This is a genomic window from Enterococcus sp. 3H8_DIV0648 (genome assembly GCF_002140655.1).
Classification (GTDB): Bacteria; Bacillota; Bacilli; order Lactobacillales; family Enterococcaceae; genus Enterococcus_A; species Enterococcus_A hulanensis.
The window spans coordinates 914,976-936,908 of sequence record NZ_NGLG01000002.1 but is presented as its reverse complement, the minus strand read 5'-3'; the positions used below and the strand labels follow the sequence as shown (position 1 = coordinate 936,908).

The 21,933-nt window shown below is 43.1% G+C and carries 19 protein-coding genes; 17 read left to right on the top strand and 2 right to left on the bottom strand.

The features are described from left to right. The first annotated feature begins 100 nt into the window (after positions 1-100). The 11 genes from A5875_RS20650 to ade all read left to right on the top strand — a co-directional run bounded on the left by A5875_RS20650 (position 101) and on the right by ade (position 13,452). Positions 101-1,588, top strand: a complete 1,488-nt coding sequence (locus A5875_RS20650) for an FAD-binding oxidoreductase (RefSeq protein ID WP_088935446.1) — start codon at positions 101-103, stop codon at positions 1,586-1,588. A 65-nt stretch (positions 1,589-1,653) separates the two neighbouring features. Further along, entirely contained in the window at positions 1,654-2,442 is a 789-nt protein-coding gene (locus tag A5875_RS20645) for an electron transfer flavoprotein subunit beta/FixA family protein (protein ID WP_088935445.1), read from the top strand. Then, positions 2,442-3,368 (top strand): electron transfer flavoprotein subunit alpha/FixB family protein, encoded by a 927-nt coding sequence (locus tag A5875_RS20640; protein WP_088935444.1) that lies wholly within the window; start codon positions 2,442-2,444, stop codon positions 3,366-3,368. Before A5875_RS20645 ends, A5875_RS20640 begins: the two co-directional genes overlap by 1 nt. 47 nt (positions 3,369-3,415) lie before the next feature. Next, positions 3,416-4,192 carry an SDR family oxidoreductase gene (locus tag A5875_RS20635; protein ID WP_088935443.1) on the top strand — a complete coding sequence of 259 codons (777 nt, stop codon included), beginning with the start codon at positions 3,416-3,418 and terminating at the stop codon, positions 4,190-4,192. Between the two features lie 39 nt (positions 4,193-4,231). Further along, a complete protein-coding gene (locus tag A5875_RS20630; RefSeq protein ID WP_088935442.1) occupies positions 4,232-5,677 on the top strand; it encodes an FGGY-family carbohydrate kinase in 1,446 nt (481 codons plus the stop codon). A 214-nt stretch (positions 5,678-5,891) separates the two neighbouring features. Beyond that, entirely contained in the window at positions 5,892-6,578 is a 687-nt protein-coding gene (locus tag A5875_RS20625; protein ID WP_088935441.1) for a response regulator transcription factor, read from the top strand. Positions 6,579-6,670: 92 nt separating this feature from the next. Beyond that, entirely contained in the window at positions 6,671-7,591 is a 921-nt protein-coding gene (locus A5875_RS20620; protein ID WP_088935440.1) for an ABC transporter ATP-binding protein, read from the top strand. Beyond that, on the top strand, positions 7,588-8,340 hold the full coding sequence (locus A5875_RS20615; RefSeq protein WP_088935439.1) for an ABC transporter permease subunit: 753 nt from the start codon (positions 7,588-7,590) through the stop codon (positions 8,338-8,340). Before A5875_RS20620 ends, A5875_RS20615 begins: the two co-directional genes overlap by 4 nt. A gap of 22 nt (positions 8,341-8,362) precedes the next feature. Beyond that, a complete protein-coding gene (locus A5875_RS20610) occupies positions 8,363-9,250 on the top strand; it encodes a sensor histidine kinase (RefSeq protein WP_088935438.1) in 888 nt (295 codons plus the stop codon). 682 nt (positions 9,251-9,932) lie between these two features. Next, the gene (locus tag A5875_RS20600) at positions 9,933-11,516 is read left to right on the top strand and encodes an oligosaccharide flippase family protein (protein ID WP_088935436.1); all 1,584 of its coding nucleotides are present in this window, start codon (positions 9,933-9,935) and stop codon (positions 11,514-11,516) included. A gap of 196 nt (positions 11,517-11,712) precedes the next feature. Continuing rightward, positions 11,713-13,452 (top strand): adenine deaminase, encoded by a 1,740-nt coding sequence (gene ade, locus A5875_RS20595; RefSeq protein WP_088935435.1) that lies wholly within the window; start codon positions 11,713-11,715, stop codon positions 13,450-13,452. 42 nt (positions 13,453-13,494) lie between these two features. Here the strand turns inward: ade and A5875_RS20590 are convergent, their stop codons facing one another. Then, a complete protein-coding gene (locus A5875_RS20590) occupies positions 13,495-13,752 on the bottom strand; it encodes a hypothetical protein (protein ID WP_088935434.1) in 258 nt (85 codons plus the stop codon). Positions 13,753-13,909: 157 nt separating this feature from the next. Continuing rightward, the gene (locus tag A5875_RS20585) at positions 13,910-15,676 is read right to left on the bottom strand and encodes a Na/Pi cotransporter family protein (RefSeq protein WP_088935433.1); all 1,767 of its coding nucleotides are present in this window, start codon (positions 15,674-15,676) and stop codon (positions 13,910-13,912) included. Positions 15,677-15,946: 270 nt separating this feature from the next. On the opposite strand from A5875_RS20585, the gene A5875_RS20580 reads away from it, so the two are divergent. The 6 genes from A5875_RS20580 to A5875_RS20555 all read left to right on the top strand — a co-directional run bounded on the left by A5875_RS20580 (position 15,947) and on the right by A5875_RS20555 (position 21,892). Then, a complete protein-coding gene (locus A5875_RS20580) occupies positions 15,947-17,347 on the top strand; it encodes a glutamate decarboxylase (protein WP_088935432.1) in 1,401 nt (466 codons plus the stop codon). A gap of 32 nt (positions 17,348-17,379) precedes the next feature. Then, positions 17,380-17,697 (top strand): DsrE family protein, encoded by a 318-nt coding sequence (locus A5875_RS20575; protein WP_088935431.1) that lies wholly within the window; start codon positions 17,380-17,382, stop codon positions 17,695-17,697. Between the two features lie 204 nt (positions 17,698-17,901). Next, positions 17,902-19,830 (top strand): BglG family transcription antiterminator, encoded by a 1,929-nt coding sequence (locus A5875_RS20570; RefSeq protein WP_088935430.1) that lies wholly within the window; start codon positions 17,902-17,904, stop codon positions 19,828-19,830. 4 nt (positions 19,831-19,834) lie between these two features. Further along, the gene (locus A5875_RS20565; protein ID WP_088935429.1) at positions 19,835-20,161 is read left to right on the top strand and encodes a PTS lactose/cellobiose transporter subunit IIA; all 327 of its coding nucleotides are present in this window, start codon (positions 19,835-19,837) and stop codon (positions 20,159-20,161) included. A 27-nt stretch (positions 20,162-20,188) separates the two neighbouring features. After that, a complete protein-coding gene (locus tag A5875_RS20560; RefSeq protein ID WP_088935428.1) occupies positions 20,189-20,527 on the top strand; it encodes a PTS sugar transporter subunit IIB in 339 nt (112 codons plus the stop codon). 15 nt (positions 20,528-20,542) lie between these two features. Then, positions 20,543-21,892 (top strand): PTS sugar transporter subunit IIC, encoded by a 1,350-nt coding sequence (locus A5875_RS20555; RefSeq protein ID WP_088935427.1) that lies wholly within the window; start codon positions 20,543-20,545, stop codon positions 21,890-21,892. The last annotated feature ends 41 nt before the right edge of the window (positions 21,893-21,933 follow it).

Genomic DNA, 21,933 nt, shown 5'->3' with positions numbered 1-21,933 from the left:
ATAGAAAATTTAATCAAATTTTAATGTAAAATGGAAAATGACCCTTTATACTGAACTCAGGAAAAGCGCTTTCGAAAAAAAGATGAATGGAGCTAATTGAATGAATTCTGAAACATTGGTGAAAGAAGCAATCATTAAGGACGTGAAAAAAATCGTCGCTGAAGAACAGGTAGTCACGGATCATGCAACATTATATGATGCCGCCTCTGACCGCTATCGCAAGTATATGAAAGCTAAAGGGGTGCTGGACAATCCGCTGCCGACTGCAGTTGTTTATCCCAACAATGCAGAAGAAGTCAAAGAGTTGCTGATGTATTGTAACGACAATGACATCAACGTTATTCCTAGAAGTGGTCAAACCGCAACTGAAGGCGGCTTGGAAAACTGGAAAGACTTAGCATTAGTAATCGACGGTTCGCGTATGAACAAGATTTTAAAAATAGATCCTTACAACATGCAGGCGACTGTTCAAGCAGGCGTTCCCTTGCAAGCGTTAGAAGATGAGCTGAGAAAGATCGGCTATACGACAGGACATTCGCCGCAATCAAAACCGATCGCACAATATGGCGGTTTGGTGGCCACTCGTTCAATCGGACAATTCTCAACGTTATATGGCGGAATCGAAGACATGGTAGTCGGACTTGAATGTGTCTTCCCGAATGGGCACATCTCACGCATTAAAAATATTTCTCGTCGTGCCGGCGGACCAGATATTCGCCATATCGTCATCGGAAATGAAGGAACACTTTGCTACATCACCGAAGTAACGGTGAAAATCTTTAAATATTATCCAGACAATAATAAATTCTTTGGCTATCTAGTGAACGATGTCGAAGATGGTGTGAAGGTTCTGCGTGAAGTGATGGTAAACGGCTATCGTCCATCGGTTGCCCGGACGTATTCGCCAGAAGATGCACGCCAGCATTTCTATCATTTCTACGAAGGAAAATGCGTCTTGATCTTCATGGCAGAAGGACCAGAAGGCATCGTTGAAGCGACCGGCAAAGGAATCGAAGAAGCGGTCGAAAAATTCAAAGACGGTATCGTGAAGCAAGTGGATTCTCAGTTGATCGAAAACTGGTTCAACCAATTGAACTGGACCCAACAAACGATTGACGATGAAATCCAAGGCATGATCGATAATGACAAGCATGATGGCTATACGACAGAAGTATCAGCCGATTGGGAAACGATCACGAAAATCTATAACAACGTCATCAACCGGATTCGCAATGAGTTTCCGCGGGCAGATGATTTAACGATGCTAGGCGGACATTCTTCTCATAGCTACTTGAACGGAACCAACATGTACTTCGTTTACAACTATGACATCAACTGCGAACCAGAAGATGAAATGAAGATTTATCATCATCCGATCCAAGCGATCATCGTAGAAGAAACACTGAAATTAGGCGGCTCAATGTGTCACCATCACGGTATCGGCAAATATCGGAATGAATGGACCAAAGAAGAGCACCAATCTGCATACTATATGCTGGAAAGCTTGAAGGAAGTCTTCGATCCGAAGGGTGTCATGAGCTTTGGTAATATCTACCCAGTTCAAGAAGGCTTGAAGTATCAAAAATAAATCGACGATTCATTCGAGGGCGAATTTTCGCCCTTGAATGAAATGAAGTGATAGGAAGGGCAAGTATGAAAATCATTTGTTTAGTCAAATACGTTCCAGACACGGAAAAATTTGAATACGATTACGAAACAGACAAGATCAATCGCGACGCTTCACGTCTGATTCTAAATCCAGATGATAAGAATGCCGTGGCTTTTGCCATGATGCAAAAAAAGCAGGACCCTTCTGTTTATGTGGAAGTCGTGACGATGGGACCGCTGAAGCTGGAAGAGCCGATGAAGGACTTTGTTCGGCTGGGAGCGGATCATGCGACATTGATCAGCGATCGTCATTTTGCCGGCAGCGATTCACTGGTGACCAGTCGGATCATTTCTCGCTATCTTGCCTCGAAGGAATATGATTTATTGCTCACCGGTACACATACGCTAGATGGCGGAACAGGTCATGTGGGTCCGCAGATCGCGGAAACGATGGGGATCAATCAGTTTTCCAATATCGTCGCAATCAAAGAAGCGACTCCTGCCTATTCGATCGTTGAAGCGCTGCAAGAGGAAAAAACGTATCGCTTGAAGATTGAAAATCCCAGCGTGTTGAGCGTCACCCATCAAATGAATTTGCGCTTAGGGTTTGTTAGATATGAAAATATCGGGAGAAATGTGGATGACCAATTTGCGCTGATAACCAATGAGGAGCTGCAGTTAACAGCCGAACAAATTGGCGGCAAGGGTTCACCTACCAAGGTGAGAAAAAATGTAGTCGTAAAAAGAGAACAGGTGGAACACAAAGTAGTGAAGGTCGACGACGAAGGCATCGATGAAGTGATTCATTTTCTAAAAGAAAAGGGGTACTTATAATGTTTAAAGGACTCATTCTGATAGATAACGATCAGATCGATTATTCATTGGATTTGGTCGAGGTAGTCAATCGTTTGGCTGGTGAAGAAGAAACCTGCGTTTATGGTTTAGGGATCAACTTGCCTGAAGAAGTTAAAGGGCTTGATGCAGTGATTAATGTTGAGACGCCAACGCTCCAACTAAAGGACAGTCGGGTAGTAACGGATATCATTGAGCAGGTTCATAGGAAGTATCAGTTTGACAGCATCATCATTTTAGCAACGGAATTTGGGCGAATGGTGGCGCCGCGCTTGGCGATGCGGCTTGAGGTAGGATTAGTGGCTGATATTACCGATATCCATGTTGACAAACGCGGAAAAAAACTAGTGCGGCCGGCTTTTTCAGGCAATATTATGGCAAGTATCGTGTGCGAATCGTCTCCCATCATGGCAAGTGTCCATCCCAATGTCTTTCATGCGGAGGACTTGACCAAGGAACCGACAATCATCGATTTTATTCCTACACAATTGAAAGCGTCATCAATCGAAGTGTTAGCGGTCGTGGAAAGTGAACAAAGCGGCATTGATATTCGTGAAGCAGACGTGATTGTTTCGGCAGGGGGCGGCTATACGCAGCCGATCGATCAATTGCAGGATTTGGCAGATGAGCTGAAGGGCGTCGTGGCGGTATCAAAACAGCTGGTCGATCGCAAGAAGGCACCACGAGAGATCCAAGTGGGGCAATCGGGCAAGACAGTCAGCCCCGATCTTTATCTGGCGCTGGGGATTTATGGCTCGACGCAGCATATCGAAGGATTAAAGAATGTCAAAGAGATTATTTCGGTGAACACGGATCTTGGTGCGCCGATGAATTATTTAGCTAGTATTGTCGTACATGGCGATGCGGCGGAATTCGCAAGGAAACTCAGCAGTAAACTTAAGGAATAACCCCCAAGCGGGTGAAAAACAAAAATAAAGGAAAAGAAGGTAGAAAAATGGAAATCAAAGACTTTAAAATGGATATGTTTCACATCAAAGGGAAAAACGCGATCGTAACAGGCGGGAATACGGGATTAGGACAAGCATTCTCATTGGCATTAGCAGAAGCAGGGGCGAACATCTTTATGCCGTCGATCATGCCTGACGATCCAGAATTCAACGCGGTGTTAGCAGAACGCGGAGCGAAAACAGCCTACATGGAAGCAGACATTACTAAAGACGGCGTGTGCCAAGAAGTAGTTGAAAAATGTGTCGCTGAACTTGGCTCGGTTGATATTTTAGTGAACTGTGCGGGCATTTGTCCATGTGACGATGTCGTAAGCTACGGCCGCGACAAATGGGACCCAACCATCAACATCAATCTAACTGCAGCCTTTGATATGAGTCATGAAGCCGCTAAAGTAATGATTCCTCAAAAGAGCGGAAAAATCATCAACATCTGTTCTATGTTCTCTTTCTTGGGGGGACAATGGGCACCGGCTTATGCAGCCTCTAAACACGGCTTGGCTGGTTTGACCAAAGCTTATTGTGACGAATTAGCGCAATACAATATCCAAGTAAACGGGATCGCACCGGGCTACTTCAAAACACATGCGGCCAAAGCATCCATCGAAGACCCAGAACGCAGCAAGTGGATCGTGGATCACACACCAGAAGGACGTTGGGGCGATGTTGCTGACTTGATGGGCGCAACAGCTTTCTTAGCATCAGAAGCGTCACATTTTGTTAATGGACATATCTTGGCAGTCGATGGTGGGTTCTTAGTACGATAGTCCACCTATATTATAGAAGAAAAAAATCAAGGAGAGACTATGGAGAAAAAATATATTGTTGGTATTGACGGCGGAAGCCAAAGTACCAAGATCGTCATTTTTGATTTAGAAGGAAATATCGTGGGCGAAGGCAAAGAAGCGTTGCGTCCGATGCACCTGGGAGAAGATGTCGTAGTTGAACATCCAGGCGATGATTTGTGGGATGCGTTATGCTCCGCCGCAAGTAAAGCAATGGATGAATTCGGAGAACGGAAGGAAAATATCGTAGGGATCGGGCTAGGCTTTATTCGCTGCTGCCGTGTTTTATTGAAAAAAGACGGCACGCTGGCACAGCCGGTCATCAGCTGGATGGATAAACGCACGTCAACGCCTTATGTCCATGACAATCCAGATGTGCAATACGTGACATCCACCAGCGGTTATATCACGCATCGCTTAACGGGTGAATTTAAGGATAATATCGGTAATAACTTTGGACAATGGCCGGTGGATTATGATACGTGGGACTGGTCAACTAATGAAGAAGTATTGAAGCAATATAATTTACCAGAAGAGATGCTGTTTGAAGCGGTCAAACCCGGAGACAAGCTGGGAACGATCACCAAGGAAGCCAGCGAAAAAACGGGATTACCTGAAGGGCTGCCAGTATTTGCCACAACTAGTGATAAAGCAGTTGAAGCGCTGGGTGCTGGATTGATTCAAGATACGAGTGCCGTGGTTTCTTTAGGTACTTATATTTGCAGCATGATGATGGGTAAGCAGATGCCGCCTAGCGATGCGGTGAATTATTGGGGCATCCTGTCCTCTATGCCTGGTCGTTATATTTATGAGGGCTATGGTATTCGTCGCGGAATGTGGACCGTTTCTTGGTTCAAAGATTTGTTAGGGGAAAAAATCAGTATTCGCTCCAACTATCAAGGCATCAGTGAAGAGGAATATCTAAATGAGCAAGCCGCAAATATTCCAGCCGGAAGTGACGGCTTGATGACAAAATTAGATTGGTTGGCGAATCCGTGGGAACCATTCAAACGAGGAGTCATGATCGGCTTCAATGCCCATCACGATTATCGCTATCTGTACCGTTCAATTTTGGAAGGTATCGCTTATACGATGAAGAACAATGTCACCAATATGACGGATGAAATGGGTCATCCGATCGATGAAGTGATCGTTACCGGCGGCGGGTCGAACAGTGACTTGCTGATGCAGATATTTGCGGATGTCTTCAATCTGCCGGTCAAACGAAATGTCGTAAACGGCAGTGCCAGCGTCGGAGCTGCGATCAACGCAGCGGTTGGCTTAGGCATTTATGGAAGTTACGAAGAAGCCGTTGAAAAAATGGTCAAGGTGAAGGATGTCTTCACGCCAAAACCAGAAAACGTAGCGATCTATAAACAGTTAAATGAAGAAGTGTATCAAAGCTTAACGGATTATACAGATGAAGTGTTGAAGAAGACACATAATGTGCTGCATCCAGAAGGCTAATATAATAGAAGGAAGCAGCTTCGGAAAATAGCGGAGCTGCTTTTTTGTGTGTCTTGAATTGACAACTCATACGAAATACTTTAGTGAAGATGAATTCGTCTCTTCATGAAAATTGCTACTTCCAACACCAAATAGGCAGATATTTAAATGTTGTATATAATAGAAGTAAATGAAAATAAACACATCCAATTTGTTAAAGAAAAGAGGGCCTTTCATGAGAATACTGGTCATTGATGACGATCCAGCGATTTGTTCAATGCTAAAAAAAGTGATGGAAAAAAACGATTGGCATTGTACGATCGCCTATGATGGACTTGCAGGGATCGATTATTTAGAGAAGGAGTCCTTCGACTTGGTTTTTCTAGATTTAAATTTGCCTTATAAGAGCGGGGACTCTGTTTTGGTGAAGCTGCGTACGTTTTCAGATGTGCCGGTCATTATTATTTCTGCCAAAGAGCTGGTTACGACCAAGATCGATCTGCTGAAAATCGGCGCCGATGATTATGTCACGAAGCCTTTTGACATCGATGAACTGACAGCACGAGCCGAAGCGGTGCTGCGGAGAAACGCGCCGATCAAAAAGGAAGCGGTGACAGAGTTGCGGCATGGTCAATTACGGCTGAACCGTGAAGAACGAAGAGCCTTTTTAGAGCAGCAGGAACTTCAATTGACCAGTACGGAGTTTCAACTATTAGAATTATTACTGATGCACCCCAATAAAGTTTTTTCAAAGCAAAATATTTTTGAGAGTGTGTGGAAGGATGCCTATCGCGATGATGGACACACGATCAATGTTCATATCAGCTCGTTACGAACAAAATTAACTGCGATCGATTCAACGAGAGAGTACATTGAAACCGTTTGGGGTGTCGGCTATCGCTTAGTAAAGCTGGAATCTTGATAAATTCTTGATAGTTTCACGGAACATTTCTTGACACCTCCTCAGTAAAATGAAAGCAGCAGGGAAATCATTCGGTAAAGGGTGTGTAGAATATGGCAGAAATCGTATTAAAAACAACGAGGATCAATAAAAGCTTTGGCAGGGTAAAGGTTTTAAAGGATGTTTCGCTCGCCCTTGAGGCTGGGAAAATCTATGGCTTTATCGGGTTAAACGGTGCGGGGAAAACGACACTGCTAAATATTTTGATGGGGCTGATCAAGAGCGATTCCGGAGAAGTGCTGCTGTTCAATCAATCAGATAAAAAGGATTTAAATGAAAATCGTAAACGAATCGGCAGCATGATCGAGTCTCCAGCGATCTATCCAGATATGAGCGCTTATGAAAATGTCAATATGGTGCGGATTTCACGTGGCTTGCCAAATAAAGAATTGGTTCATCGGGCATTGGAAGCGGTGGGGCTGGCTGATATGGGTAAAAAGAAGGCCAAAAATTTCTCTTTAGGGATGAGGCAGCGCTTAGGGATCGCCAAGGCGCTAGTCAGTGAACCGGATATTTTGATTCTGGATGAGCCAAATAATGGGTTAGATCCTATGAGTATCGTTGAGTTAAGAGAAACGCTCTTGCGGATCAATCGCGAAAAGAAGGTGACGATGCTGATCAGCAGTCACCTCTTGGACGAGCTCCATCAGCTAGTGACTGAGTACATCATTATCAATGAAGGAAAAATTATTGAAACGATCAGACAAGCAGAATTACAAGAGCGCAGTCAGCGCCATATTGCTTTGAAAGTAAAGGAGCCTTCATTAGCCGCCGCGATGATCGAGCAACATTTAAAGACGACAAATTATCAAGTCATGCCGGATCATTCAATTAAATTATTTGATTACGTCGATGATCTAAATCGTGTACTAACCTGCCTAGTCGATCATAATATTGAGCTCCGTTCGTTAACGATTGCCGAAGATAATTTAACAGATTACTTTGTGCAAACGGTCAGGGGGGATTTGCAATGATAAATTTAGTCAAAGTCGAGTACCGCAGATTATTTAGGCTATGGACAGTTCCGCTTTTATTTTTGCTGGCAGCTTATTTATCTTATACTATGATCGACAAAGTCCTTGCTAACGATGCGCTGCCGACGTATTTATTAAGTGGACAAGCGACCTTTGCCAACAGCTTTTCTGCCAATTCAGTTATTTTTGGTCCTGTAATCTTGGCGGGCTTTTTTCTCGGCTCCGATTATACGCAGCGTACCTTGCATCAGCAAATTGCCAACGGACATAGCCGTAAAAGCATAGTTTTCGCAAAAACAATTGTTTACAGCAGCTTTTCTGCGTTCTTATTATTGCTCACACCGATCCTGACGACTGTTGTGGTGACGAAGCTTCGTGGCTGGGGAGAGGCTTTTGCGCTGGCTGACTTTCTTTATATTTTGAGAGCTCTGGTATTAGTGACACTGTTAAATATTTCCGTTGTCAGCCTTTTTATCCTAGTTTCTTTTATTTGCAAGGACATTCCGAAAACGCTGATTGTGAGCGGCTTGCTTATCGTAATCCTAATCGAACTGAGCGGGTTATTTGCGGATAAAAGCTCTTATTTTGCCGATATTTATGAATATTTTCCTTTACAGCAAATGGATGTGGTTGCACAGATTCATCTATCCGCGGCTCAATTGTACAAAGCGCTATTCTCGGCGTTTATTTTCTGGGGTGTTTCGATCGGAACGACACTATTTATTTTTGAACGACAAGATTTAAGATAATTTCGAAAAAAGAGGTGAGGCAATGAAAGTAATTTTGATTGTTTTGCTGCTTATTATTTTGATTCTCACCCTGTTTCTTATTTTATCGCAACGAGAAATCAGTAAAATAAATCAGCGGCTAAAGCAAATCGATCTGAATAGTAATCAGTTAGTTGAGATTAGTTTGTTCAATCCTGCGATCAATCAGTTGACCGAAACCATCAATCAGCAAATCATGGAGCAGCGCACGGAACGGATCGCCACTTTCAATCAAGAACAGGAATTGAAAGAGACAATCTCTGAAATCTCGCATGACTTACGTACACCGCTGACGTCGATGATCGGCTATCTTCAGCTTTTAGAACGGGAAGAGCTTTCCGCAGAGCAGCAAGAAGCTGTTCAAATTTTATTAGAAAAATCGCTAGCGATGAAATCATTGACGCAATCTTTTTTCGAGCTTTCTTATTATGAATCAAAGACAGTCGAATTAGAGCTGGAGCGATTTAATCTAAGTCAGCTGTTAATTGATGAGATGCTGAAGGAAACTGCGACTTTCGAACAGCGGTTGATTGTCCCGACGTTGGAAGTTCAAGAAGATTGTTTTATCCTGTCGGATGCAAAACTTGTGACGCGCATCTTACAAAATGTGATCGCAAATGTACTGCAGCATGGGAAAGATCAGCTGCGCGTTGAGCTTTTGCAACAAGAACAAACGATTTTGACTTTCTCCAATAAGTACGAAAGTGCAGAGCCGATTGATCCTCAAAAAATCTTTCAACGCTTTTACGTCGCGAGTCACGCTAGGAATGGAAACGGATTAGGCTTAGCCATCGTGGAATTATTAAGTAAACAGTTAGCGATCGACGTCACTGCAGAAGTAAGTGAGGAAGACTTCACTATTCGGTTAGCTTTTCCCAAAAAAATAGTTTAACTACGAAAGAATCGGAAAAAATCCGGTTCTTTTTCTTGTCAGTTCTGCTTTTTGCAGTATACAAATAGCAGCTGATCGATAGTAAGTATTGTACGTAAATCAATTTTCTGAGCTATTTAGCAAAATGATATGCGTGACGAAGATAAGAGTATTTTTCAGGGTTGTAGAAAAATACTTTCTGCTGAAATGAGGTAGCTGTGTATTCTTGATATTTTTTTGACAAATCCTTGATAGTTGATTGAGCTGTTTTTTTTAGAATAGTAGGAGAAATGGTTTTGGGAGGGAACGTCATGTGGGAAAGAATAAAAACGTTTGTTGGCATTTTTTTAACGGTTCCAGTTGGATTTATCATGGCAGCCGTATTCACATACTTTAGATTTTGCCAATTGAGGGTCAGGCGTAGGGAACAGCGCTTAAAAAGGAAGAAAAACTTCGAGACAGAGCTGAGAAAAACGGTCAAATGATTTTAACAAGAAAGGAGGAGAAAATGATGCTGAAAAAAATAAAAAAGTTTGTATTACTGCTTCTTGTCATTTTAGTAATAGTGGTTTTATTTGTGACCAGCTATGTTCTTTGGATTCAACCAATTGATAGCCATACATCTGTCTCTTATACACATCTAGATGTGTATAAGAGACAGGTATTTTATCTATACTTATTCTATCTGGTTGGAGGTAAGTAAATGAAAAAGAAATTGTTCACGGGAGCTTTTTGGTTATCTATGTCTAACATTATTTGCAAGGTTCTAGGAATTGTCTATCTGATTCCTTGGCTGATATTTATGGGGAATACTCGTGATCAGCAAACTGCGCAAGCTCTTTATAACGTCGCGTATCTTCCTTACGCTTTGTTTTTATCGCTAGGTACAGCGGGTTTTCCTAGCGGCATTGCGAAAAAAATTGCTGAGTTAAATGCTAAAGGAAATACAGATCGTATAAGAGAATTATTTCAAAGTGGTTTGGCTGTTATGGAAATGATAGGTATTCTCTCTGCTTTATTGATGTTTATTTTTGCTCCAGTATTGAGCAGCATCAGTCCGATAGTTAATCATGCGGCCGGTACAACAGCAATACGAAGCTTGTGCTTTTCATTGCTGATCATCCCTATGTTAAGTGCGATAAGAGGATATTTCCAAGGGTTAAGTTTGAGTGTTCCGTTTGGGATTTCTCAAGTTATCGAGCAATTGGTTCGAGTGATCGTAATTCTGATGGGAACCTATTTGGTCCGAGTTCATTTTAATGGGAGTATTCTATCAGCGGTTGTACTGAGCACGTTTGCGTCAAGTGTAGGTGGAATATTCGCAATTGCTTATCTGCTTTGGGCTGGGAAGAAGAAGGATATGTTTCGTCTTAAGTATTTCACTTTCTCACCAATAAAATCTTTAAAAAAATCGAAAAAACTTGCCGTTGATATCATTAAGGAATCTTTGCCATTTGTTTATGTAGGATCAGCCATCTCCATTTTACAGTTGATTGATCAGGTTTCATTAAGACCATTATTCTCTTTACTTTTTCCACAGATTAGTTTAGCTGAATTACAAACACTTTATACACTGGCTTCTACAAATCCGAATAAATTAGCACCGATACTTTTAGCGATTATCAGTTCGATCACTATTTCATCTTTGCCCCTATTGAGTATGATTAAGGCGAAATTTGATTTGCTGACCAGTGTCTCGGATATCCTGCGTTTAACGATTACTTTTTTAGTACCTTCAACAATAGGAATGGTACTGCTATGTGTGCCTTTAAATACACTATTCTTTGGTTTTGATTTTGCAGGAAGCATGTATTTAGCAGTGACGATCATTAGTACATCATTCTTGGGTATTTTTACAGTATTACTTGCCGTTTTACAAGCGTTGAGTTTTCATAAGAAGGCGATCCATTTCACTTCACAGATCATTCTATTAAAATTGCTGCTTCAAATCCCCTGTATTTATCTGTTCAAAGGTTTTGGTTTGGCCATTGCGACAACGCTTAGTACCGTATTTGCAACAATAATTGCTTATCGATTTATAGTTAAGCAACTAGATATTTATCCAATAAGCTATAATCGTAACTACTACTTAAAATTATTTCAGTCTACATTAGTGATGATTCTTATCAGTGTATTAGCCTTCAATTTCTTATCTAACATGATTAATTTCGAAAATAGATTTCAATCAATTATTCTGATCGCTGTAATTGGCTGTGTTGGTGCGCTAGCCTTTATCGCGATGTTGTTTGGGAAGAAGCTGAGGACAAAGATTAGAGCTCTTCTTTAAAAGAGAGTGATTAACAGAATAGCAACTTCTTTATAGGTCATTTCTAAATTCTCTGGCTCCATAAACTTGCTTATTTTTTGAAAAGCGAGTTTGTGGAGCCTTTCTTAGAATCTTTTTCAAATTATAGCGATTTGTTAGTGTCTCGCGAGTTCAACCCTGCTATAATAGAAAAAATATTTAAAAAGGGGAGAAGGCAGTGGATAAAAAGACATTAAAGCGATTGATTGATGTAGCAGCGGGACGGGTGCCGGCTGATTTAGTTTTAAAAAATGCGCAGGTGATCGATGTTTATCAAGCGGAGATCATGCAGGGGGATGTAGCGATTGTTGATGGAAGGATCGCTGGGATCAACGGAGCGTATGAAGGGAAAGAAACCGTTGATTTAAAGGGGAAATTTGTGGCGCCGGGCTTTATCGATCCGCATATCCATGTGGAGTCCTCTTATGTGACACCGGAGGAATTTGGCCGGCTGTTAGTGCCTCACGGAACGACGACCGTGTTGGCTGATCCCCACGAAATTGTTAATGTCTTAGGTTTGCACGGATTGGATTATATGGTGGAGGCGGCGAAGGAAACGGTGCTGGATATTCGCTATATGATGCCTTCTTGTGTACCGGCGACGAACATGGAAAATGCTGGTGCGGTAGTAGAGGCGGCGGATATGATTCCGGCCTTCGAAAAAAATCAGGTGGATGGTTTGGCGGAGTTCATGAATTTCCCCGGCGTGATCAATGCCCAAGACGAGGTATTGGATAAGCTGTTGGCCGCAAAGGAACGCGGCTTGCGGATTGATGGTCACTCGCCGATGATTTTCAATGAAGAATTAAACGCTTATGCCGCCGCAGGGATCGCGAACGATCATGAATGTTCAACCGTTCAGGAATTGAAGGATCGGATCGCTCGCGGCATGTATGTCTTTTTACGTGAAGGCTCGGTAACTCAGAACCTGCGGACGTTGTTAAAAGGTGTGACGGATAACAACTATCAGCGCTGTGTTTTATCAGCGGATGACTTGCAGGCGAAAACAATGCTGGAAAAAGGACATTTGGACAACAGCATTCGAATTTGTATTGAAGAAGGGGTTCCTCCGATTCGAGCGATTCAAATGGCGACGATCAATGCGGCTCAGTGCTGCCAATTAACTGATCGCGGGGCGATCGCTCCCGGGTTGAGAGCCGATTTGGTGATTTTTTCTGATTTAGCACAAGTGGAGATCGAAGCGACGTATATTGCTGGTGAATTGATCGCTGAAAATGGAAAGTATCTTCCAGCAATCAAGCGAATTTCGACCGAAAATGTTCAATCGAGTGTCCATATCGACAACTTCCGCAAAGAACAGTTAGCACTGAACTTAACCAGCAGCAAAGCTCGTGCGATCGAAGTCATTCCGCAGGAGGCTTTGACCAATGAAGCGATTGTTTCTGTTCAAAGAGATATTCAAGGCGGATTTGTGTTTGATCCGCAGCAGGATGTCACCAAAATCGCGGTCATTGAGCGGCATCATAATACCGGCAATGTCTTTGTGGGATTGTTGAAGGATTACGGCTTGAAAAAAGGTGCGATCGGCTTATCGATCGCCCATGATTCCCATAACTTGATCGTTACAGGAACGAATGACGAGGATATGGCTGCCGCCGTGCACGCATTGAAGGAGCAAGAAGGCGGCGTAGTATTGATCGAATCAGGAGAAGTCATCGGCAGCATGGCTTTGCCGATCGCGGGATTGATGAGCGATCTTTCAGGCGAAGAGGTCGCAGCCCAAGAAGCGGAGATCAATCGTTTGGCCCATGAAGTGTTAGGTGTGTCAGAAAAAGTTGATCCGATCATGACACTGGGCTTCATGTCTTTAGCCGTCATTCCTAATTTGAAGATTACTGATATTGGACTGGTGGATGTGACGAAGTTTGAAGTCGTGCCCGTATCTGTCGAAGAATAAAAAAATTAGGTGAAAGATCTCGAAAAAGATCTTTCACCTAGTTTATTTTTTTGTTCTGAAAATAGCCGGCAGAAAAATGAAGAAGGAAAGAATCAGCACACAAGCACCGACCGTCAAGAGTAGCTTTGGCAATCCCAGCTGTGAAGCGCTGGCAAAATTACCGAAGATATTTGATAAAATGATCGCCAAACTAACCAGCATCGTCGCGATAATTGCTTTGCCGCGTTCGCCCCGTTTCTCAAAATAATTAACAACAGAATAAAGCCCCCAACCCAACAAAATAACAGTAAATGTATCCATTTTTTTACAACTCCCTTTCTTTGATACATTTATCTTACCAAGGAAGCTGATAGGAAAATACTTACGAAAAAGGCTGTAAGCTTACGATTGTGAAAGGTGGAGGAATAAAATGATACAAAAAAAGGAGTGGATTTCTCCACTCCGAAAAGATTAACTTTTAGTCCAAAGCCTCGCCGGCCTCACCGATTGCCTCATCGGCTGCTTCTTCGGTTTCTTCATAATGGAAGTTGGACGTATCGTATTTGAAGTTGTATTTATTTCCTAAGAAATACTTGGCGATATGCAAGGTACGATCGCTGGAGCGTTCTAGGTTCGAACTGATATCGATCAAAAGCACACCGTCAGCGGCGCGGCCTTCGCCATTTGTCATGAGCTTGATGTATTTCTTACGCAATAATTCTACTAATTGATTGATTTCTTCTTCGCGGTCCAACATTTTTTGGGCAAGTTCAACATCGTCGTTTTCCAAAACTTGCAGTGCATCGCGAATATTTTTTGATACCTTATCGAAAAGAAGTTCAAGGTCCTCATCATGAAGCAGGAAGGTTTGACGGCTGCTCGTTGATTTGGTCTTGTTTCGTTTGTCTTTGGCACGTTGTTTTTCTTCCAGAGCAATCGATTCTTCCACGTAGCGAATGATGTTGATGGAGTGGTCGCCTATACGTTCAAAGTCTTTAGTGAACTCCAGCAGCATGGCTTGTTCCTGACTTTCTAACGGTGACAATCCACTGACGGAGATTTTTACGAGATACTCTGTTAATTCGATATCACATTGATTGATGGCATCTTCATATTGTAAGACATCATCACGCCATTCTTCTTTTGTGTCATTATAGTATTTTCGGGCAGAGTTTAGCGAAGAAAGGACGTAATTCCCCATCTGAACCACTTCGCCCTTTGCTTGCTCGATCGCCATAACTGAAGAGGTATGGATGATTGGTTCGCTCAAGGTGACTGCTCGAATGTTCAAATTCTTCTCGCTGCCTGGAACGATCTTCTTCACCAGCATTTCGATCTGCGGAATGAACCAGAACTGGATTGCCAGATTGGACAGGTTAAACAGTCCGTGGGCAAAGGCCAGCTGCATGGCTGGATTCAAGCCTAACGAAGCTGCGAAAAAGGTGACGACTTTAGTAAATGGCGCCAAGAGAATCGTAAAGATCAGGGCACCCACCAGATTGAAGATCACGTGAGAGGCTGCGGTCCGTTTTGCGGCCACACTAGCGCCTAAACAAGCGATGATCGCAGTAATCGTCGTTCCAATGTTATCACCGAAAAGAATCGGCAGAGCGGCACCCAGCGTCACGCTGCCTTGCATATAAAGCTGCTGTAAAATACCGATGGTCGCACTGGAGCTTTGCAGGACCATCGTTAATAACGTCCCGATACCAACACCTAATACAGGGTGATGAGAGACACTGATCATTAACTCATTAAACTGCGGCAGGTCTTTTAAGGGGTCCATTGCGGTTCCCATTAGTTTCAAGCCGTAAAAGAGCGCACCGAACCCAAAGAGGATCTGTCCGATCGATTGCAAAGAGGTTCGTTTCGAAAAGAAGAGTAAGATCGCACCGGCACCGATGATCGGCAGGGCGTACTCGCTCAAATTAAACCCGATGATGAAAGCGGTCACAGTGGTCCCCACGTTGGCTCCCATGATAACCCCGATCGCTTGTCTTAAAGTCATGAAGCCGGCACTAACTAAGCCCACCGCTAATACGGTAGTGCCCGAGCTGCTTTGGATTAAACCGGTCACGATGATTCCGGCTAAAACGGCGCGAAAAGGTGTTGATGTAAATCGATTCAAAATTTCTCTTAATCGGTTTCCGGCAGCTTTTTGCAAACCGTCCCCTAAATATTTGATCCCGAAAAGGAAAATCCCTAAACCACCTAAGAAACTGAAAAGCATTTCTTGATAAGACATAATGCGTCCTCCGCTAATTTTTTTTGCATGCTACTACCAAAATAATAGATTCACAAGTAAAAAGAAAGTCTTTTATTTAAAAAAGCCCTATTTTTTTTGAAATAACCGCATTATTTTGCATTGATCCGCAAAAAACGCAGAAATCGCTCGTTAAATGGATGGAATTCTTTTGTATTTTTTAGCGCTTTCAGCTACTCTTAAAGTAGTAGGAAAAATTTTTTTCAATCGGATAAACAGGGCCACTTTTTTTAATTAGAGGAGATGTGTCAGATGCTTTATGGAAAGAAAGATCGACGTGAGGCGAGTTATTTGGAACCGATTTTTGGTTCAAGGAATGAAGACGAGGTATTGCCGTCTTATCATTTAGGGGAAAAATCGATCGAACCGCGGATTGCTTACCAAATGATTAAAGATGATTTATTAGATGAAGGAAATTCTCGTTTGAATTTAGCGACCTTTTGTCAGACATTTATGGAACCTGAGGCGGTCAAGCTGATGAGTGAGACGCTTGATAAAAATATGATCGATAAATCAGAGTACCCGCGGACTGCCGAGATGGAGAATCGCTGTGTGAACATGATCGCGGATCTGTGGCATGCGCGCGGACCGGAAAAATATATCGGAACATCAACGATCGGTTCATCTGAAGCGTGTATGCTGGGCGGGATGGCACTGAAGTTTGCTTGGCGCAAGCGGGCTGAGAAGTTAGGCGTAGATATTCAGGCCAAAAAACCAAATTTGATCATCTCTTCGGGCTATCAGGTCTGCTGGGAGAAATTTTGTGTCTATTGGGACATTGAGCTGCGAGAGATTCCGATGTCGGCGGATCACTTGTCCTTAGATGTGGAAAAGGCGCTGGAAGCGGTAGATGAATATACGATCGGGATCGTTGGGATCTTGGGGATCACCTACACCGGGCAATATGACGATATTAAAAAATTAGATCAACTAGTCGAAGCGTATAATCAACAGACTGAACACAAGGTTTATATCCACGTGGATGCGGCATCGGGTGGTCTGTATGCGCCCTTTGTTGAACCGGAGCTGGAATGGGATTTTCAATTGAAAAATGTGATCTCCATCAATACTTCCGGGCATAAATATGGTTTAGTTTATCCCGGTGTCGGCTGGGTCGTGTGGCGGGATGAAAAATATTTACCGGAGGAGTTAATCTTTAAGGTCAGCTATCTTGGCGGTGAGATGCCGACGATGGCGATCAATTTCTCCCATAGTGCTTCTCAGATGATCGGTCAGTATTATAATTTCGTGCGTTTTGGCTTCGAGGGCTATCAAAGTATCCATCAACGGACCCACGATGTGGCGGTTTATTTGGCAAAAGAGCTGGAGCGTTCACGTCATTTTGAGATCATCAACGACGGCACACAGCTGCCATTAGTCTGCTATAAATTGTCAGAAGATAGCGAACGTCAATGGACGCTTTATGATCTGTCGGATCGGTTATTGATGAAGGGCTGGCAGGTTCCTTCTTATCCGCTGCCGAAAAATCTGGAGCATCAGGTGATTCAGCGGATCGTGGTGCGGAGTGATTTCGGTATGAACATGGCGCATGATTTTATCGAGGATTTGAAGGCGGCGATCAAGGAGCTGGAAAAGAGTCACTTGGTTTTTCACGAGGGGACAGAAATAAAAAATTATGGCTTCACTCATTAAATAGAAATTATAGAATTAGGGAGGCGTTTTAAATGAAAGTTGTTTTTCATGTCGATGAGTTGGGAATGATCAGAGAGGCCCGTCATAATATTGAGCATATCTTGTTGTCAGAGCCTAAAGCAGACATCGTGCTATTGATGAATGGCGAGGCGATCCAAGGCTATTTGCTGCCGCGAGTGATCAAATTTATGAAGGAGTATCCTCATATCACCTATCAGGCTTGTCATCATTCCATGCGGAACTTCCACGTCCGCTCGAAGCAGATGCATGAGCAGGTTGAGATCATCGAATCCGGCGTGATCGGTCTCGTTGATTTGCAGGAGCAGGGGTACTCGTATATTAAATGTTAGAAAATTGAGCTGGAGAATAAGTCTTTCATTCATGAAGGGCTTATTTTTTTGTCATGAAAAACGACTTTCGCAGGGGATGCCAGCTATGCTTTAATAGGGAAGCGCCTTTTCATTCAGTTCATTTTTGCATTTTTAAATTGAAAAAGTTGCCATTTTAAGTAAAGGGCTTACATTGTATAGTTTTGTTGTAAGCGGGAGGTAGTTATGAGACAAGAAAAAATTGTTGAATACTTATATGCAAAGAAGCAAGCGATTGCTCCCAAGGCATTAGCCGCTGCATTTCAAATATCGGAGCGAACGCTCGCAAATGATATCAAATGGTTAAAGGAGATCGGGACAGCAGCAGGCTTTGACGTTGAGCGTGTTCGTTCAGCCGGCTATCAGCTGAAGATTCTTGATCAGACCAAGTTCCAAAGCTACTTGGCGCAAACAAAGCACCAGGAGCAGGTAGACAGCACAAGTCCGCAGGAACGGATCAAAAATATTGAGCTGCTGCTGCTGTTTCACGAGGAATACATCACGATGCAGCAGATCGCGGAATGGCTGGATGTTAGTTTATCGACCGTCAAGGCGGACATTAAGCAGGTGGAGCAGTTTTGCGAGAATTACGAGCTGTCACTTTTCAGCAAAGCTCACTACGGTCTGAAAATCATCGGGACCGAAAGTAAAAAACGGCGGGCGATCTTGTATTTGATCCGCAACACCATCCACACACCGGTGCTGACGGAACGCTACAAGGAGTTCAACTTTGTTTTTGACGAAGCTGACTTGCGGCGCTTTTTACAAGAGCAGCTCCAAAAAAATCAGCTGAAAATCAGCGACATCGTCTTTGAGAATATTGTTCAGCATATCCGCTTGCTAAGTTTTCGGATCATGCAGGACAACACCTTGAACAATGAAGAGGATGAGGAGCAGAAAATCGGCGATGATTATGATCGTCTGACCGAAGAGCTGGTGGCTTATGTCGAAGCGACTTATCAGATCGTTTTTTCTAACGCAGAGAAGAATTATTTAGAAGAACAGCTGCGGGGGAAATTTGCGGTGTTAGACGATGCGGCCAGCAACCGGCAATTAAAGCAGGCGATCGATAAGGCATTAGAGCATGTCGATCGGCGCTATCACACGCATTTTCGCGAGGATCAAGATTTAGCCAACGCGTTATTGATGCATGTGGCTCCGCTGCAGCAGCGGCTCTATACCGGCCATCAATTGGAAAATCCCATCATTGATGACATCTACACGCAATATGCCAATGTCTTTAATGTAGCGATGGGCTTTATCAATGAGCTGAATAAGGACTTGGACGCTGACATCAGCAAGGATGAGATCGGGTATGTCGCTATTTATTTCGCGGCCAGCTTGGAAAAGCAGTCCAATCAAGTCATCGACGATTATCAGAAGATCGCGGTCATCTGTTCGACTGGCGGCGGGGCGGCGTATTTATTAAAAGTCACGCTGGAACGTCTTTTCAGCAACGCGGAGGTCGATACCTTTGCCTTAAATGAAATCGATCAGATCGATTCCACCTATGATTTGATGATCTCGACAGTACCACTGGCGCAGGACCAATTCGATATTCCGATCATTTACACGAAACCAATTTTGAATCAGGCCGAGATCACCAAGATCGAAAAGGATCTGAATCTTTTACGGGAATCGCAAAACAAAGTGTTCGATGTGCATCAATTCATTCTCAGCTTGTTTGATCCAGACTGGTTTCAAATCGATCCGCCAGCGCAGCAGGACTATTTAGCGCTTTTAGAAAAGGAAGGCGTTCGCTTAGAAGAGCAGGGATTGGTGGAGCAGGGCTTTAAACAAAGTGTCTTGGAACGGGAAAAGATGATCGATACGATCTATCAGCACGGCATCGCAGGGCCCCATCCGATGGAGCAGGCGGCAGTCAAGGAAGTCATCGATGTGATCCTGTTGAAAAAACCGCTGAGCTATCGTGAAAAGCAGGTCAGAGTCATTTTTCTGATCAACATCAAGAAGGATCATTTGAATCTGCATAAAGAAATCAGCCGCTTGATGATCAAAATGATGGATGATCCAACACTAGACAATCAATTACAGAAAATCACAAATTTTCAAGACTTCATGTCTTATATGAAAAGCTTAATGAAAGAAGGATAAAACAATGAACGATCAAGAAATGGATATTTTTAAAATTATTTCCGCAGCAGGAGATTCTCGCGGATCTGCCTTTGAAGCACTGCGCTTAGCACGTAAAGGAAAATTTGCGGAAGCTGAAGCGAAAATGCTAGAGGCCAAAGAAAAAAGCATCGACGCCCACGACGTGCAGACCAAATTAATCACCAGCGAGATCAACGGCGATAAAACAGAAACAAGCTTGTTGATGGTACATGCACAGGATCACCTGATGACCAGCATCTTAGCTCGTGATTTGATCGAAGAAATGATCGGTATGCTAAAGGAACAAAGCGAAGCCAAGGCTTTGCAATAGGATAAAAAAATTTAGGAGGATATCACTATGAAAACATTACTCGTTTGTGCCGGAGGCTTCTCAACTACCATGATGATGGAGTCCATGAAAAAAGTAGTCAAAGAATCAAAAAGCTTGGAGGAAAAGGATTATCCGATGGAAGCGATCGGTGTCGATAAATTGGAACGCTATATCGATGATTATGATGTGATTTTAGTCGGTCCGCAATTGAGCCACAAATACGATTTCATTAAAGGCGAAGCCGATAAAATCGACAAACCGACTGTCTTATTAACCTCTGATATTTACGGTTCAATGGATGGCGCGACAGTCATGAAGCAAGCTTTGGTTGCTTATCGTAAAAATCAAGCACAAAAAACGCAATAGTTAGGAGAGAAAAAAATGGAAAATCCAAAGAAACAGGGTGCCTTTGAAAAGGTCGAAGGATTCATTCGCAAAACATTGGTTCCAATTGCCAACAAAGTTGACAGCAATCCTTACTTAACGGCGATCAAAAAAGGGATGGTCGTCATGACGCCGGTATTGCTGCTGGGTTCGATCGCAGCGATCTTCCCATCGATTCCAGAGTTTATCAAAACACCAGCGGTTGCGAATTGGTTTGAAAACTATGGCTATATTTTTGGGATCATTTCGAAAGTTTCATTAGGTTTAGTTGGTTTATATGCAGTCTTGGCGATCTCATATTTCTTGAGTGAGCATTACAAGCTTTATACGGTCGGCTCCATGATGCTTTCTGCCATCGCGTTTTTGATCGTGGCGATGGATGTCGATGACAATGGCAATATTATCGCCACCTATCTCGATTCCAAGGGACTGTTCACGGCGATCTTCGTAGCAATTATTTCGGTAAAAATTTATCAGTTCTTCACGAAGCATAAGCTGGTCATCAAAATGCCTGAAGGGGTACCGGATTTCGTTTCCAGCTCCTTCGAGTTGATCACACCAACGGCTACGATCGGTGTCTTGTTCATCGTGATTCGTGCGGTGACCGATAGTTTATCCGGCGGTGTCTTATTGCCGCAAGTAATCATGGATGTTTTAGCACCAGCTATCGGCAGTCTGGATTCATTATGGATCATTTACATTGTACTGGTATTGCGTTTAGTTTTCTGGTTCTTCGGGATTCACTCAGCAGTCTTGTCGCCGATCCTATCACCAATAGCGGTGCAATATTTATCAGAAAACATTGCCGCTCATGAAGCAGGTCAGCCTTTACAGCACGTGATTACCAACGGAACGTTATCTGCATTTGCTAATTTCACTGGTTCTGGAGTTACGATCGGTTTAGTGTTAGCGATGCTGATCAGTAAGTCGCAACGATATAGAAAAGTCGGGGCTGTGGGTCTGCTGCCTTCGCTGTTTGGGATCAATGAACCGATCCTTTTCGGGGTGCCGATCATTTTGAATCCGGTCTTGATGATTCCTTTCATCTTCGGCGGTGCCTTAGTTGGGATGTTCCCAATGATCTGTATGAAGCTGGGGCTATTGAACTTCCCGATTTTTGATCCGCCGTATGTGCCGGTATTTATGGAAGGCTTTTTAACCGGCTTTGACTGGCGCGCGATCATCATTCAGGTGATCCAAGTAGCGATGTCCTTTGGTTTATACTTACCGTTCTTCAAGGTTTTGGAAAAACAAGAATTAGAACGCGAAGCCTTATTAAAATCTGAAAAAGCCCACTCTGTCATTTCAGATGACGACGAACAATATTTAACCGATATTGATTTCTAGCCGAAAAGGACAGTTTTAACTGTCCTTTTTGCTTTAAGGAG

What these genes read in the sequence shown, in the direction of transcription:
- A5875_RS20650 (WP_088935446.1), top strand. Translation starts at nt 101, where the DNA reads ATGAATTCTGAAACATTGGTGAAAGAAGCAATCATTAAGGACGTGAAA.
- A5875_RS20645 (WP_088935445.1), top strand. Translation starts at nt 1,654, where the DNA reads ATGAAAATCATTTGTTTAGTCAAATACGTTCCAGACACGGAAAAATTT.
- A5875_RS20640 (WP_088935444.1), top strand. Translation starts at nt 2,442, where the DNA reads ATGTTTAAAGGACTCATTCTGATAGATAACGATCAGATCGATTATTCA.
- A5875_RS20635 (WP_088935443.1), top strand. Translation starts at nt 3,416, where the DNA reads ATGGAAATCAAAGACTTTAAAATGGATATGTTTCACATCAAAGGGAAA.
- A5875_RS20630 (WP_088935442.1), top strand. Translation starts at nt 4,232, where the DNA reads ATGGAGAAAAAATATATTGTTGGTATTGACGGCGGAAGCCAAAGTACC.
- A5875_RS20625 (WP_088935441.1), top strand. Translation starts at nt 5,892, where the DNA reads ATGAGAATACTGGTCATTGATGACGATCCAGCGATTTGTTCAATGCTA.
- A5875_RS20620 (WP_088935440.1), top strand. Translation starts at nt 6,671, where the DNA reads ATGGCAGAAATCGTATTAAAAACAACGAGGATCAATAAAAGCTTTGGC.
- A5875_RS20615 (WP_088935439.1), top strand. Translation starts at nt 7,588, where the DNA reads ATGATAAATTTAGTCAAAGTCGAGTACCGCAGATTATTTAGGCTATGG.
- A5875_RS20610 (WP_088935438.1), top strand. Translation starts at nt 8,363, where the DNA reads ATGAAAGTAATTTTGATTGTTTTGCTGCTTATTATTTTGATTCTCACC.
- A5875_RS20600 (WP_088935436.1), top strand. Translation starts at nt 9,933, where the DNA reads ATGAAAAAGAAATTGTTCACGGGAGCTTTTTGGTTATCTATGTCTAAC.
- A5875_RS20590 (WP_088935434.1), bottom strand. Translation starts at nt 13,752, where the DNA reads ATGGATACATTTACTGTTATTTTGTTGGGTTGGGGGCTTTATTCTGTT.
- A5875_RS20585 (WP_088935433.1), bottom strand. Translation starts at nt 15,676, where the DNA reads ATGTCTTATCAAGAAATGCTTTTCAGTTTCTTAGGTGGTTTAGGGATT.
- A5875_RS20580 (WP_088935432.1), top strand. Translation starts at nt 15,947, where the DNA reads ATGCTTTATGGAAAGAAAGATCGACGTGAGGCGAGTTATTTGGAACCG.
- A5875_RS20575 (WP_088935431.1), top strand. Translation starts at nt 17,380, where the DNA reads ATGAAAGTTGTTTTTCATGTCGATGAGTTGGGAATGATCAGAGAGGCC.
- A5875_RS20570 (WP_088935430.1), top strand. Translation starts at nt 17,902, where the DNA reads ATGAGACAAGAAAAAATTGTTGAATACTTATATGCAAAGAAGCAAGCG.
- A5875_RS20565 (WP_088935429.1), top strand. Translation starts at nt 19,835, where the DNA reads ATGAACGATCAAGAAATGGATATTTTTAAAATTATTTCCGCAGCAGGA.
- A5875_RS20560 (WP_088935428.1), top strand. Translation starts at nt 20,189, where the DNA reads ATGAAAACATTACTCGTTTGTGCCGGAGGCTTCTCAACTACCATGATG.
- A5875_RS20555 (WP_088935427.1), top strand. Translation starts at nt 20,543, where the DNA reads ATGGAAAATCCAAAGAAACAGGGTGCCTTTGAAAAGGTCGAAGGATTC.